The following is a 14,782-nucleotide window of genomic DNA, read 5'->3' as shown; positions in this document are numbered from 1 at the left end:
CAGGATCGCCGGAAGCGACGGCAGCACCGGCGCCCCATCGGCGGCGTAGAGCAAAAGAATGCAGCGCAGCGTCGCCGGCGTGTCGCGCTTCGGCATCACGGCCTTGTAGCTCGCCAGTTCCTCTTTCAGCTTGGCACGGCCGGTGCGGCGCACGATCGCCTTCCACTCCTCCTCGGTCTTCTTGAGCACGTCCTTGGAGGGGAGCTGGCCGACATAGGCCTCGGAGAGGTTCTTGGCGAGCGCGTCCTGGAACTCGAGATAGCCGGTGAGATAGATCGGCGGGCAGACCACCTGAAGATTCGACTCCACCGCCTTGATGCCGGCCGGCGTATAGTTCTCCACCACGCTCGGCGCCGTCATGTGGCCCTTGTGCCAGGCGTCGTTGAAGGTGTTGACCTTGTCGGAGACGATCGGCGTGGAGTTCTTCAGCGTCGCCCACCAGAGCGCCAGATAGGCGGCCTGCGCCTTTCGCGGCGAGTACTTGTTGACCAGCACGGCGGCGAGCGGCGACGAGATCGAGCGGTTCAGCCGCTTGCCCGATTTCTCCGAGCCCGGCACCAGGCCGTACAACCACTTGCCGGCCGTCGGCGACTTGTTCTTGTCTTCGCACCCCCGGATGGTGCCGTCCCAGTACTGGCAGGACGCGACCTTGCCCGAGACGATGCGCGGGATCATCTGCGGCGTCCCCCAGCCGGCCGACTCCGGATGCGCCGACTTCTTCTCCTGCAGATAGATGTCGACGGCGTAGTTGCCCGCCTCGTTGTCGAGCGTCGGGTTCATCTCGTCGTCGAACGGGAACCCGCCGGCCGAGTAGAACATCATGTACCACCAGGTGGCGCCGTTCGCGCGGTTGCGCAGGCTGCCCGAGCCGAACAGGTCCTTGTCCGGATCGTTGAAGAACTGCTGGATGCGCAGGTCGTCCTCCCAGGTCTGCGGGAAGGCGAGCTTCTGGCCGTGCTTGTCCTCGAAGCGCTTCTGGTTGTCGGGATTCTCGACCAGATCCTTGCGAAGGAAGTGGACGTGGACGTTGCCGTCGGTCGGGATGCCGTAGGTGGCGCCCTTGTAGGACATGAAGCCGGCGTAGTCGCCGACCGCGTCGATCTTGAAGTCGGCCGTCTTCATGTAGGCGTCGAGCGGCTCCAGCAGCCCGGCCGAGGCGAGCGACGGGATCATGTTCGAATCGATGTGGAAGAAGTCGAACTGCGGCGAGCGCGACATCGCCTCCGCCATGGCGCGCTGCGGCGCATCGAAGATCGAGATGTCCTGGATCGACGCGACCCCGATACCGGTGAGCTTCTTGAACTCCTCCATGGCCGGCGTCATCGGCGCATAGTAGTTCGACCAGATCATCCCCTTGATCTCGGCGCCGCCGAGCGGCTTCGCCGCCGCGACGATGCGGTCGTCCTCGGCGGCGGCCAGCGCCGTGGAGAATCGTCCGCCCGAGGAGAGATTGAGGACCGTGAAGGCGACGCCCGACGCGAGGACGCCGCGCCGCGACAGCGCGTGACCGCTCATGTTTTCCTCCGTGGCCGCTTTTAGTTTTTATACAAACCGCCTCGTTGGACGGCTGCGGACACGCTAGCCCATCCGGTCCGGATTGCAAGCCGCGCCACCGCCGCATCCGTGCTGCACAGCGGCACCCACCGAGCCCGCAGGAGCGCCGCAGCAAACGCGCCCGCCCCCCGCGGGGCATCACCGACATCGGCCGGAGGCGCGGGCCCGGGCCGCGCCGACCGTCGGAATGGACTTTCTCGGCGCCGTAATTTACCTACGCGAGCATTCAGCCGTGAATTGCGCTGCCGCATGCAGGCCCGTGATGAACCATGTTTCCAATGACCAGCGGTCCGTGACTCTTCTGGCCGTCGTAGCCGTTTCGCTCTCCCTGATCCTCTTGGGATACTTCGTGTTCTGGCTGGTGCCGCCGGCATCTCCTGCGGAAATCGCTCGCAACGCGCAGGACATTCTGGCGGGGCCGCGGGTCGTGCAGCCCGAGCCGCAGGAGAAGGCCACCTATTTCACCCTCCTGCTCGCGCTGGTGCCGCTGCTCTTCGTCGCGACGGCTGCGGCCCGCCGGTTCCGGCGCCCCCTGGGGCCGCTGATCGAGCGTTCCGCCGTGCTGGTCGCCGTGGCGATCGGCGCGACCCTGCTCGCCTGCGATCTATTCTGGGAGCGGCAGATCGCGGCGGCGAGCCAGTCATGGTCGACCTGGGTCCTCACCGGCGGCGCGGTGATCCTTGCGACAGCCCTGGCGCTCCCGCGCGTCGCTCCCCCCGTGAGACGGGCGGTCGCCCGCGTGATCCTCGGGGCAGCCCTGGTGGCGGGAGCCGTGATCACCGTCTGCTGGCGGATTTTCGACGTCCACTCCGTCGACGCCATGAAGAACATCGGGCACTTCGAAGCAGTCGCCTATTCGGTCGCACAGATCAGCAACGGTGGCACCTGCCTGGTGGATGTCATCCCGCAGTACGGCTGCTATGGCGAGTTCATGGCGCCGCTGGTCCGCGCGCTCGGCGTCTCGACCCTCGCCATCACCCTCGTGTTCACTGTGTTTCAGCTCATCGCCTTCGTCGGCCTCGTCATCGCGGCACGACGGCTGGTCAAGGAGCCGCTGATCCTCGCCCTCCTGGTTCTGATGCTCGTACCGGTGACAAATCGGATCTGGTACGGGACCGACGACCAGTTCTTCCAGGGCATGCCCGTCCGCATGCTGTTTCCGGCACTGAGCCTGCTGGTGGCTCGGGCGTGGCTCGATTCGCCGACGGCGCGCCGCGCCTTTCTGGTCGGCGCCTTCGGTGGCCTCGCCACGATGTGGAACTTGGATACCGGTGCCGTCGTCGTCACGGCGCTGGCCGGCCTCGTCTGGTTCGCTGGCTGCACTGCCTCCGGCTGGCGCTGGACCGACGTCGCAGAACGCGTCGGACGGCTCGCCGCTTGTGGCGCCGGCGTCGCAATCGTGATCGCGGTTGCGCTCGCGGTTCTACGCTGGAAGGCGAGCGCGTGGCCCTCCGTCACCGACTATCTGTTGTTCCAGCAGGTCTTCTTCGGACTGGGCGCCTATTCGCTGCCGATGTCGCCGTTTCCTGCCCTGTGGAGCGCGTTCGCGGGAGCCGCGGTGGTGGCTCTGGGTCTGATGGCGGCACGCTTCGGCGAAGGGCCTGCGGACCGAGACCTCGAGCTGATGGGCTTTCTCGCCGTCCTGGCGCTCGGCCTGATGAGCTACCATGTCGGCCGCTCGCACTGGCACACGCTCGCGCTGGTGTCCTGGCCGTTCCTGCTGCTGATTCTCGCGCTGCTCGACCGGGCCTGGCGAACCGTGCTGAAGCCGGCGCGCGGAGCACGCCTGCTCGGCCAAGCGGCGCTCGCCGTCGCGCTGGCCTGGGCTATCGCGATCGTGGTCCAGGAGCTTCCTAAAGTCGCGGAGCGGACGGCGGAGCAATGGGCGCGCTGGAGCGCCCCCGGCGTGGCCCGCGGCCATGCGGCAGACGTCGAATACGTCCGCGCGGCCGTGCCGGCTGGAGAGTCGGTCGTGATCGTCGCCAGACGGCAAACAGCGCTGTTCGCCGACACAGGGTTACGCTCGGCCATCACCGGAATGAGCTGGATCGAGACCCTGCGCAAGAGCGATGGCGCCCGCCAAGCGGCACAGTTCCTCGACAAGCCGGTCGACCATTTGCTGCTCGACGCGACGCAGTGTTGCCCGTTTGGCGGGCCAGGGTGGAGCACCTGGGTCTACGACGCCATGCCGGCCATCCGCGAGAAGTACGCGATGATCGCCTGGACCCCGACCGGCACCCTTGCGCATCTGGTCCCGCGCGCCCGCAAGGGACCGCGACGTGATCTGTTCGAAGAGCAAATTGATCCAGGATCCGAGGTTCACGCGGTCTGGGACAAGATGCGCGGCTTCGTGCTGGTTCCGGGCAGCAGGCCGCTCGGCGACCAGCGGCGGTGGTGGTTCCGGCTCGATCGCGATTTCCACGTCGAGATCCGGTTCTCAATGGCGGCCCAGCAGGTGCGCCATGCGGTTCTGCTGAGCACTTACAGCGGCAGTCCTCACGGGCTCGCGGTCGAGATGGATGCGATCGGGCGCGACGCGAACATCTGGATCGGAACTGGAGAGGCGATGCATGGGAGCCCGCCGTTCCGGATCGAGCCGGATGTCCAGCACGTTCTCGTCCTGACCTCCCGGGACGGACGGGTGCGCCTGCTCCTGGATGGGCGCATCGTGTTCGACGCTCCCAACCTGGAGATGAAGCCCAGCGCCAATCCGGTGGTGCTGGGAGCCTGGTACGGTCCCGGCCGCGACATGACATGGACGGTGAGCGAGGTGCGCTTCACGTTCGGCGACGCCCCGCAGCCCCCCTGAAGCCGGGCGACCATCGAGCGTGGGTTGCACCGGTCACCCCCCCGCGAGCGACCGCAGCAGGTCGATGTTCTGCGGTCCGGGGGCGAGGTCGCCGCGTTCGATGCGGCGGGCGAGCTCCACCACGGCCGCGTTGACGGGCGCCGCGCCGCCGTGGCGGGCATGGGCGGCGACGACCAGGCCGTTGAGGTCGTCGACCTCGCTGTGGCGGCCCTTCATCCAGTCCTGCAGCACCGTCGTCTTGGTGTGCGGCAGCACGAAGCCGGCCAGCAGCGTGTCGAGCAGCACCTCGACCAGCCGATTGGTCTGCCGCACGTCGCTCTCGGTGAGGCCGAAGATCGGCAGCACCGGATGGCCCTGGAGCGCGCCGGCGTCGAGGGCCTCCTGGCCCGAGCGCAGCATCAGCTCGCGCATGCCGGGCACCCGCGCCGCCTCGATCATCGGCATGCCCAGGATCGCGGTCGTCACCAGCGTGGTCGCGTTGCTGACCAGCTTCATCCACTTGGCGGCGCGGATGTCGTCGACGATCTCGACCGTGCCGACCCGACGCAGCAGGTCGGCGACCTCGCCTTCGCGACCCTTCGCCTCGGGCGCGACGGCGCCGACCGCGAACCACGAGCGCGGCGGCGGCGAATGGCGCTGTACCACCCCGGGATCGAACATCATCGACGAGATCTCGATGACGCAGCCGATCGTGCGCCGTGGCCCCACGACTTCGGCGATGGTGTCGGCCGTCATGCCGTTCTGGACGCCGGCGACGAGGCCGTCGGCTTTCAGATAGGGCTCGATGAGCTGGCAGGACCACCGCGTGTCGTAGGCCTTGGTGACCAGCAGCACGATGTCGAACGGCTCGCGGAACGTGCAGACGTCGCACAGATGGTGCGCCCGCACCGGCACGGTCAGGGTCTCGTCCGGCATCTCGATGCGCGCGCCGTGCGCCCGCATCGCCTCGACATGCGCGGGCCACTGGTCGATCAGCACGACGTCGAGGCCGGCCCGGGTCAGGTCGGCACCGATCGAGGCGCCGTTGGCGCCGGCCCCCAGCACGGCGATCTTCTTGCTTTGCGACGAGGTCACGCGGACGGGCTCCATTCTTTCAGGCGGGACAGGAGTGGGCGGGCGGCAGGACGCGAGGACACGCTCGTCTCTTGACGAGGCGGGACCGGACATTGTCCGATCGGCCACCCGGCCCGATCGCCCCGTCACGCAATGCGGAACACCCGAGACATGGACAATCCGGACTGCCTGATCGTCGGCGGCGGCAGCGCGGGCGCGACGCTCGCGGCGCGGTTGTCGGAGGATCCCGGACGGCGCGTGCTGCTGATCGAGGCCGGGCCGGACACGCCTCCCGGCGCCGTGCCGGCCGACATCGCCGACACGTTCCCGACCTCGTCGCTGGCGACGCGGTATTTCTGGCCGGGCCTGCGCGCCACGCGGCGGCCGGGCGGCGCGACCTATCCGTTCCCGCAGGCCCGTGTCATGGGCGGCGGCTCGAGCGTGATGGGACTGTGGACCCTGCGCGGCCTGGCGAGCGACTTCGCCGCGTGGGAGCGGGCCGGCGCCGACGGCTGGAGCTTCGCCGAGGCGCGACGGCTCTACCGTGCCATCGAGCACGACGGCGGCCGTGACGCAGGGCGGAACGGGACCGGCCGCTATTCGGTTCGGCGGATGCCGCGGGCCGAGTGGCCCGCCTATGTCGCCGCCATGGAGCGCGCCGCACACGCCCGCGGCCTCGCCACCATAGAGGACATCAACGAGGCGCCGGGCGACGGCTTCTTTCCGATGCCGATCGCCCAGGACGACCAGGTCCGCTCGACCAGCGCGGGATGTTATCTCACCGCCGAGGTGCGACGGCGGCGCAATCTCGCGATTCTGACCGACGCTCAGGTGACGGCGCTGCGGTTCGACGGCCGCCGCGCTTGCGGCGTCACGCTGCGCCAGGGCGGCACGACCCGCACGATCGCGGCCCGCGAGGTGATCCTGTGTGCCGGCGCCATCCACTCGCCGGCCCTGCTGCTGCGCGCCGGCATCGGCCCGGCCGAGGACATCGCCGCGCTCGGCATCGCGGTGCTGGCCGACCGCCGCGGCGTCGGCGCCAACCTGCAGAACCACCCGTATCTGCAGTTCGCCCTGACGCTGCCGAAGCGGGCCCGGATGCCGGCGCGGCTGCGCCGCTTCGCCGTCGCCGGGCTCCGCGTCTCGTCCGGACTCGAGGGCTGCCCGCCCTGCGACCTGCTCGCCTTCGCGATCGGCCGGGTGAGCCCGTTCTCCTACGGCCCCGATCTCGGCATGGTGGGCGCCGCGCTCTACGCCCCGTTTTCGCGCGGCCGCGTGGCGCTCCAACGTCCCGATCCGGAGACGCCGCCCGCCGTCGACTTCTCGCTCCTGCAGGATCCGCGCGATCCGCCGCGGCTCCTGCAGGCGGCGCGGCTGGTCGAAAGCCTGCTCGCCGACCCGGGAGTCGCGGCGGCCTATGGCGACGCCTTCCTGCTGCCACCCGTGATGTCGCTGCAGCAGTTCAACCAGCCCGGATTCGCCGGCGCGCTGCGGGCCGCCGCCATCAAGGCGATCGTCAACGCCCCGCCGCCGCTCGCCCGCCTCGCGCTGAACCGGGCGCTCGCGCCCGGCCGCTTCGTCGGCAACCGCACCGGCCGGCTGGCCTTGCCGGACGAAGAGCTCCTCGCCGCCGCCGCGCCGATGGCGCATCCGAGCGGCACCTGCGCGATCGGGCGCGCCGACGATCCGATGGCCGTGGTGGATCCGCACTGCCGGGTTCACGGGATCGCGGGCCTCCGCGTGGTCGACGCCTCGGTGATGCCGACCGTGCCGAGCGCCAACACCAATCTCACCGCCATCATTGTGGCGGAGCGCGCCGCCGAGCTGATCGAATCCGAGCGCCGGTGAGACCGCATCACGGAGCCGGCGACCCGCTCACGTCGTCCGGCTTCGCCGCGCGCGCGCGTCGCCAGCGCGACACCGCGCCCATCACGCCGCCCGGCACGAACAGCGCGATCAGGATGACGATCAGGCTGAAGATCACCCGGTTCACCTCGGACGTGACGGTGACGCGCAGCAGGTCGGCGACCAGCAGCACGACCGGTGCGCCGATCAGCGGTCCCTGCCAGGTCCCGGCGCCACCGATCACGGCCATCAGCACGACATTGAGCGAGATGTCGAACGAGAACGTGCCGGTCGGCTCGATATAGGCGATGCGCTGGGCGTAGAGTCCGCCGGTGACGCCGACGATGAAGCAGCTCACGGCGTTGACGGCCCATTTCACCTCGACGGTGCGCACGCCGACGATCTCGGCGGCGTCCTCGTCCTCGCGGATCGCGACCAGCGCGCCGCCGATGTTGGAGTGCTGGACCGCCCAGACCACCGCCGTCACCAGGACGAGGAGCCCGAGGAACACGAAGTAGAACAGCCGCTCCACGGCCAGCGGCGACAGCGGCAGACGCGGCAGATAGATGCCGAGCGCGCCCTGCGTGATCGTCAGGTTCAGCGCCAGGATCTGGACCGCGAAGGTGATGATCATGGTGACCAGCGCGAAATACGCGCCGCGCAGCCGCAGCGTCGGAAAGCCGATCAGCAGGCCGGCGATCGCCGCCACCAGCCCGGCGACCGGCGCGGTCAGGAACGGCGACAACTCGTAGTACTGGAACAGGATGCCGGTCGTGTAGGCGCCGATGCCGAAGAACGTCACGAGCCCGAAATTGAGGTAGCCGCCGTAGCCGCCGAGCAGGTTCCAGGCCTGCGTGAGCACGGCGTACATGAACACGGTGGCGAGCGTGCTGAGCAGAAACAGGCGGGTGCCGAACAGGCCGTAGGCGGCGAGGCCGATCAGCACAGCCACCCAAGCGGCCCACACGGCCGCCGCGGCGGCGCGGCTGCCGGTCGAGGTCGGGATCAGAAAGACCGAGAACACCGGCGCCTCCTAGATGGTCCGGCGCACGGCGCTGCTCAGGCCCTCGCGACGGACCGTGAGAATGACGGCGAGCAGGACGTAGAGCACGAGATAGACGTAGTCGAACGGCATCACGGCCGTGCAGACGGCCTGGATCAGGCCGACCGCCACGCCGGCGAACAACGTGTTCGCGACATTGCCGAGACCGCCCAGGATGACCACCAGGAACGCCCAGGCGAGCCACACGACCTGGGTGTTCGGCGAGAACGGGAACACCATGGCGAGCGCCACGCCGGCGGCTCCGGCGCAGGCGATGCCGAGCCCGAACATCACCGCCGAGAGCCGCTGGATGTCGACGCCGACGATCCTCGCCGCCTCCGGGTTCTGGGCCATGGCCCGGATCGCCCGGCCCGTCAGGGTGAAGCGCAGGAAGGCCCAGAACGCTCCGATCAGCAGCAGCGCGAGGCCGCCGGCGATCAGCCGCACATAGGGCAGCACGACGCCGCCGACCTCGAGCGACGTGTTGGTGTAGGCGGCCGTGACGACGCGCGTATCGGTCGTCCACACGATCGTGCCGAGATTCTCGATCAGCACCATCAGGCCGAACATGGCGACCAGCCCCTGCGTCTGCGCCGCGCTCTGCACCCGCGTGATGACGACGCGGTAGACCACCGTGCCGAGCACGAAGAAGACCGGCAGCGCGAGGACGAACGCCAGCACCGGATCGACGCCGAAGCGGCGGAACAGCTCGAAGGCAAGAAATGAGCCGAGCATCACGAAGGCGCTGTGCGCCACGTTGACGATGCCCATGACGCCGAGCACCAGGCTGAGACCGAGCCCCGTGATGGCGTAGATGAGGCCGAGCAGCACGCCGTCGGCGACGATCGAGAGGACGTGAGTGATCATCGGGCGGTTCCTGGAGCATCGACAGTGTTCGGCCGCGTACCCCGGGCAAGGCGCGGCAGGCCGCAGGCCTGATGCGCCACAGAACCGGGGCCCAGGGGCAGCTCGGGGCCCGGTTCGAGGTGCGGTTCGGCAGCGACCTCGCCTGATCGCCCCTGGGTCCCGGTTCGCGGCGCGTCGCGCCCCGCCCGGGACACGAGACCTCCCGCGAGGCAGCGCGACGGAGCCGGCGAGCTTCTCCATGGCGGAGTGCGGGGCGAAGCCATCGAGCCCTTCCTCACACGCCGAGCCAGCCGCGCACCATGGCGCCGAGATCGCCTTCGAAGGCGGAGCGGTCGCCCTCGACGTCGTTGCGGCCGGAGCCGAGCACGTAGACGTAGTCGGCGATCGCGATCGCGGCGCGCACGTCCTGGTCGACCAGCAGGATGGTGCGCCCTTCGGCCTTGAGGGCCCGGAGCTCCTGATAGACCTGGCGCGCGACGATCGGCGACAGGCCGACCGACGGCTCGTCGACCAGCAGCACGGTCGGGTCCGGCACGAGCATGCGGGCGATCTCGACAGCGCGTTGCTGGCCGCCGCTCAGGCTGCCGGCGGCCCGGTGACGCAGCTCGCGCAGATGCGGATAGCGCGTCAGCACGGCCTCCACCGCGGCCGCCAGGCGCTTGCGGTCGGACCGCATCGACCAGCCGCCGAGCTCGATGTTCTCGTAGACGGACAGATCGGGGAAGGTCGAGCGGCCCTGCGGCAGCAGGCCGATGCCGAGCGCGATGTGGCGATGCGCCGGCAGGTGCCCGATATCGGTGTCGCCGAGCATCACGCTGCCACGCAGGGGCACCAGGAAGCCGGCCGCGGTCTTGAGCAGCGTCGACTTGCCGGCGCCGTTCGGCCCCAGCACGACGGTGATGCGGCCCGACTGTGCCGTGAGGTCGACGCCGCGGAGAATCGGATGGCCCGGGACGTAGCCGGCGAAGAGGCCGGACATGGCGAGCGACGGTGCGGTCACGCGGGCTCCTCGCTGCGGCCCAGATAGCCGTCGATCACCTTTTCCTCCTGCACCACGTCGGCGGGCGCCCCCCAGGCCGCCACCGCCCCCTCGACCAGGCACACCATCCGGTCCGACATGGCGACCAGATCCGGAACCTCGTGGCTGACGATCAGGAACGAGGCGCCCTCGCGCGACACGGTCTCGCGGATGCAACGGATCAGGGTCGCCTTGATCTGCGGGTGCACGCCAGCGAACGGCTCGTCCATCAGGACGATCCGGGGCCGCGTCACCAGTGTGCGGGCGAACTCCAGCAGCCGCTGCTGTCCGCCCGACAGCTCGCTCGCGACCCGGTCCGCATGGCGCTCGAGCCCGACGAAGACCAGGAGATCGAACGCCCGCCGGTGCGCGGCGCGACGCTCCAGCGCCTTCTGATGCAGCAGCGGAACGAACAGGTTCTGCATCGCCGTGAGGGTGCGGAACACGCGGGCCGCCTGGAACGTGCGCGCCAGGCCGAGCGCCGCGAGGTCGGACGGACGCCGGCCGGCGGTCGCGCTGCCGCCGAGCCGGATCTCGCCCCGATCGGGCGCCAGCACGCCGTTGACGATGTTCAGGAGCGTCGTCTTGCCGGAGCCGTTCGGCCCGATCAGCCCGACGACCGAGCGGTCGGCGACCGAGAACGACACGTCCCTGACCGCCGCCACGCCCCCGAAGCGCTTGCCCACCCCGTCGATGGTCAGCAGCGCTTCGGCACCTGCGGCGCTCATGGCTTGGCGAACACCGGCTGCGCCGTCTGGGCCTGCTTCGGCCACACGACCTGATTCTGGCCGTTCTGGAACTGCAGCAGGATCTGGCTGAACACCGGCGTGCCGTCGTCCTGATAGCGGAAGGTGCCGGCGGCCGTCTTGAACTCGTTCGAATGGATGTAGGCCTTCAGCTTCTCCTGGTCCAAGGTCTTGGCCCCGTCCACCGCCTGCTCGATCACCTGGAGGATCGCATAGCCGACGATCGCGTAGGTCGGCAGGGTTTCGTAGCCGCGCGCCTTGAACACCTCGGCGAGCTCGGTGAGGCCGGGATAGCCCTGCGTCGGCCACGAGATGGTGGTGCCGAAGCCGCCTTCTGCCGCGGCGCCGAGCTTCGGCCAGGCCGAGAGCGTCGTCACCTGCGAGCCGCAGGTGCAGAACACCATCGGCTTCATGCCCTGCTGGTGCACCGAGCGGGCGATGTTGAGCGTGTCGTTCGGCAGGCCGAGCGCCAGGACCATGTCGGCATTGGCGGCCTTCGCCTTCTGCACCAGGCCGTTGAAGTCGCTGGTCGTCGGCGGATACTGCTCGTCCACCACGATCGGGATGCCGGCCGCCTTGGCGTAGTTCAGCACGCCGCCCTGGCCGGCGATGCCGGCCCGCACCACCACGGTGAACGGATTCTGAGACGTGAACACAGCGAGCCGCTTGGGCTTCTGGTCCGCCGGCAGCGCGCCCAGCATCTCGAACAGGCCGCGCGTGTAGTCGGGCTCCTGATACGTGAAGCTGCCGATGATCGAGCCCTTGTTGTTCTTGAAGATGTTGATGCCGACGAAGCCGCCGTTGAACAGAAGCTTGCCGTGCGACATGACGATCGGCACCACGGCGCCGCCCACGAAGGTCGTGTAGGGGGCGATCACGATGTCGACCTTGTCCTGGTCGAGCAGCCGGTTGTAGAGCGACTGCGCGACCGTCGGCGTGCTCTCGTCGTTGTAGATCACCATCTTGACCGGGCGGCCGAGCAGTCCGCCCTTCTTGTTCACCTCCTCGACCCAGCGGTCGTAGACGAACTTGTAGTCGGTCGACGGCTCGGCATAGGCGCCGGTCAGGCCGAGCGTGCCGCCGATCACGATCGGGCTCTGCTGTGCGAGGGCCGGCGCCGCGCCGCCGAGCGCCAGCGCGAGACCCGCGGCGAGGCCGAGCGCGTGGCGACGGGTCGGATCGAATGTCGTCATGAAAACCTCCCTGAGCGTTCTTGTTCGTTTCGAAAGCGTGGCGGAGCGGTGGTGCGGTGCGCCGGCGCAGCCGTCAGCCCGTGGCGAGCGCCGCACGCCGCGTGGCCACCTGGGTCACGGCGGACCAGTCCTTGCGCTCGGCACCATGGGCGAGCGCGTCGAGATAGTTGTCGCGCAGCACGCTGGCGAAGGGCAGCGGCAGGTTGGCGGCTTCGCCGGCGGCGAGCGCGAGCTGCGTGTCCTTGAGGCCGAGCCGCAGATCGAAGCCGGCCGGCTCGAACCGCTCGCTGGCGACCAGATCGGCGTAGATGCGGAAGATCGGCACGTCGAACAGCGAGCCGACCACCACACCGAGCAGATCCCCGGGCGGCATCTCGTAGGCGCGGGCGAGCGCCGCGGCCTCGCCGAGCGACTCGATCACGCAGGCGACGATCAGGTTGCCGGCGATCTTGGTGACGTTGGCGTTGGCGGGATCGTCGCCGAGCCGCCAGGTCTTCTTGGCCAAAGCGTCGAACAGCGGCTGGGCGCGGTCGATCGCCGCGGCCGGGCCGGCCGCCATGACGTTCAGCTCGCGCCGCGCCGCCATCTCGGGCCGCCCGAACACCGGCGCCGACACATAGGCGATGTCGTGCGCCGCGTGGGCGGCGGCGAGGTCGGCGGCGCAGGCGACCGAGGCGGTCGCCATGTTGACGTGAACGAGCGACGAGGACGCCGATGCCAGCATGCCGCTGTCCAGGAACACGGCCCGCATGGCGCGGTCGTTCGGCAGCATCGAGACGACGACGTCACCCCGGAAGGCGTCCGCGGCGCTCGCCGCCGCGGTGGCGCCGCTCTCCACCGCCTGGGCGACGGCGGCCTCCGAGAGGTCGAAGACGTGAACCCCGTGGCCGGCGGCCACGACATTGCGCAGCATCGCGAGGCCCATGCGCCCCGCGCCGACGAACCCGACCTCCATGACGTCTCCATCCCGAACTTTTTTGTGTTTGTATGCCATGCAGGTTAGCGCTTCGGTGCGCCGTTGCAAGCCGGGTTTTGGCCGCACATCCCCGGTTGTGACAACGACGCGGTTCGGACTTCCGCGGCCCCGGAAAGCCGGTTACGATCTCTTCAAAACCCGTTGCGCGGTGCGCGACAGGGATCAGAACAGCAGACGGCGGGAGGATCACGAATGTCCGACACGGACCTGAACCGGCGCGCGCTCCTGCGCGGAAGCGCCGCCATGGGGGCAGCACTGGGAGTGTCGGCCGGGCTGCCCCGGCCGTTGTTCGCGCAGGCGATCGGCGGCGCGGCGGTGCCAACCGGAACGGCGCTTCCGGCACGCGGTGAGCTGCTGGTGCGCGGCGCCACCATCCTGACCATGGACCCGGCCGTGCCGGATCTCGCGGCCGGCGACGTCCATGTCCGCGACGGCGCGATCGTCGCCGTGGCCGAGCGGATCGAGGCCCCGTCCGCCGAGGTGATCGACGGCAAGGGCATGATCTGCATCCCGGGCTTCATCGACACCCATTTCCATCTGTGGAACAGCCTGTTCCGTCTGTACGTGCGGGGCGATACGCCGGCGCTCGGCTATTTCCCGGTGACGGCACGTCTCGGGCCGCTGATGAGCCCCGACGACAGCTATCGCTCGGTGCGGCTCGGCGGCGCGGAGGCGCTGGCCGCCGGCGTCACCACGGTGCACAACTGGGCGCACAACACGCGCAGCCCGGAGCACGCCGCGGCCGAGCTGACCGGCATGCGCGAGACGGGCATTCGCGGCCGCCTCGCCTACGGCACGCCGGTCGGCTACGCCGACGGCGCGCCGATGGACTTCGAGGGTCTCGCCCGCATCAAGAAGGAGTGGATGCCGGACCGCGAGGGCATGCTCACCCTCGGCGTCTGCTCGCGCAATCTCGGCGCGCTGACCATCGGCGGCTCGGCGTCGCTGGCCTCGCGCGGCGTGCTGACCATCGACCAGATCAAGCGCGACTGGGACGGCGTGCGGGCGCTCGGCCTGCCGATCACCATGCACACGTCGGGGGCGAGCCCGATCACCGAGCTCGAGCGTGCCGGCCTGCTCGGGCCCGACGTGCAGCTCGTCCACCCGCTGCTGACCACGGCCGAGGAGCGGACCATCCTGAAGGAGCGCGGCGTCAGCTACTCGACCTCGCCGCAGCTCGAGGCGCGCCGCTCGTCGAAGCTCGGCGTCATCCAGCTCGGCGAGCTCTTGGAGGCGGGCGTCAAGGTGAGCCTGTCGACCGACCACATCGCCTCGGCGAGCTGCGATCCGTTCGCCTCCATGCGGTTGTTGTTCGCCCTGCACGCGCACCGGATCGGCGCGGCCTACCCGCTCTCGATGAAACGGCTGCTGCAGCTCGCGACGATCGACGGCGCCGTCGATCTCGGGATCGCCGACCGCACCGGCTCGATCACGCCCGGCAAGCGCGCCGATCTCGTGCTGGTGCGCACCACCGATCCCAACACGGCGCCGGCCGGCGACCCCTACGAGGCCATCGTCGCGCTGGCCATGCCGGGCAATGTCGACACCGTGATGGCGGACGGGCGGGTGCTGCGACGGGGCGGCAAGTTCACCGCACTCGATCACGCGTCCGTCGTGGCGCAGGCGCGCGAAGCCGCCGCGAGGCTGCGCGCCGAGGCCAAGTGGCCGACGTGATCAGG

General features: G+C 69.6%; 11 protein-coding genes. 3 read left to right on the top strand and 8 right to left on the bottom strand.

Annotation, left to right across the window (positions count from 1 at the left end; genetic code table 11):
* Positions 1–1,515 (bottom strand): extracellular solute-binding protein (locus CH341_RS05735; RefSeq protein ID WP_146604381.1); only part of this gene is annotated, 1,515 nt, incomplete at its 3' end.
* Positions 1,516–1,741: 226 nt separating this feature from the next.
* Between CH341_RS05735 and CH341_RS05730 the strand changes: the two genes are divergently transcribed.
* Positions 1,742–4,363, top strand: a complete 2,622-nt coding sequence (locus CH341_RS05730; protein ID WP_146604380.1) for a hypothetical protein — start codon at positions 1,742–1,744, stop codon at positions 4,361–4,363.
* A gap of 33 nt (positions 4,364–4,396) precedes the next feature.
* On the opposite strand, the gene CH341_RS05725 is transcribed toward CH341_RS05730, so the two are convergent.
* Positions 4,397–5,437: a ketopantoate reductase family protein gene (locus CH341_RS05725; protein ID WP_210208189.1), complete on the bottom strand. Its 1,041-nt coding sequence runs from the start codon at positions 5,435–5,437 to the stop codon at positions 4,397–4,399.
* A gap of 150 nt (positions 5,438–5,587) precedes the next feature.
* On the opposite strand from CH341_RS05725, the gene CH341_RS05720 reads away from it, so the two are divergent.
* The gene (locus tag CH341_RS05720; RefSeq protein ID WP_111418072.1) at positions 5,588–7,264 is read left to right on the top strand and encodes a GMC family oxidoreductase; all 1,677 of its coding nucleotides are present in this window, start codon (positions 5,588–5,590) and stop codon (positions 7,262–7,264) included.
* A 7-nt stretch (positions 7,265–7,271) separates the two neighbouring features.
* Here the strand turns inward: CH341_RS05720 and CH341_RS05715 are convergent, their stop codons facing one another.
* The 6 genes from CH341_RS05715 to CH341_RS05690 form a co-directional block, all read right to left on the bottom strand.
* Positions 7,272–8,285, bottom strand: coding sequence for a branched-chain amino acid ABC transporter permease (locus tag CH341_RS05715; RefSeq protein ID WP_111418071.1), 1,014 nt, complete (start codon positions 8,283–8,285; stop codon positions 7,272–7,274).
* 9 nt (positions 8,286–8,294) lie between these two features.
* Entirely contained in the window at positions 8,295–9,170 is an 876-nt protein-coding gene (locus CH341_RS05710; RefSeq protein ID WP_170149489.1) for a branched-chain amino acid ABC transporter permease, read from the bottom strand.
* 274 nt (positions 9,171–9,444) lie between these two features.
* Complete coding sequence (locus tag CH341_RS05705; RefSeq protein WP_210208188.1) at positions 9,445–10,170, bottom strand: ABC transporter ATP-binding protein; 726 nt, start codon at positions 10,168–10,170, stop codon at positions 9,445–9,447.
* The gene (locus CH341_RS05700) at positions 10,167–10,916 is read right to left on the bottom strand and encodes an ABC transporter ATP-binding protein (protein WP_111418069.1); all 750 of its coding nucleotides are present in this window, start codon (positions 10,914–10,916) and stop codon (positions 10,167–10,169) included. The genes CH341_RS05705 and CH341_RS05700 overlap by 4 nt, the downstream gene beginning before the upstream one ends.
* On the bottom strand, positions 10,913–12,127 hold the full coding sequence (locus CH341_RS05695; RefSeq protein ID WP_111418068.1) for an amino acid ABC transporter substrate-binding protein: 1,215 nt from the start codon (positions 12,125–12,127) through the stop codon (positions 10,913–10,915). The genes CH341_RS05700 and CH341_RS05695 overlap by 4 nt, the downstream gene beginning before the upstream one ends.
* Positions 12,128–12,200: 73 nt before the next feature.
* Positions 12,201–13,121 (bottom strand): NAD(P)-dependent oxidoreductase, encoded by a 921-nt coding sequence (locus tag CH341_RS05690; RefSeq protein WP_111418067.1) that lies wholly within the window; start codon positions 13,119–13,121, stop codon positions 12,201–12,203.
* Between the two features lie 174 nt (positions 13,122–13,295).
* Here CH341_RS05690 and CH341_RS05685 point away from each other — a divergent pair, with 174 nt between their 5' ends.
* Positions 13,296–14,777, top strand: coding sequence for an amidohydrolase family protein (locus CH341_RS05685; protein ID WP_210208187.1), 1,482 nt, complete (start codon positions 13,296–13,298; stop codon positions 14,775–14,777).
* The last annotated feature ends 5 nt before the right edge of the window (positions 14,778–14,782 follow it).

This window comes from Rhodoplanes roseus (assembly GCF_003258865.1).
GTDB lineage: Bacteria > Pseudomonadota > Alphaproteobacteria > Rhizobiales > Xanthobacteraceae > Rhodoplanes > Rhodoplanes roseus.
The sequence above is the reverse complement of the archived record's forward strand: the minus strand, read 5'-3'. Positions and strand labels throughout refer to the sequence as shown.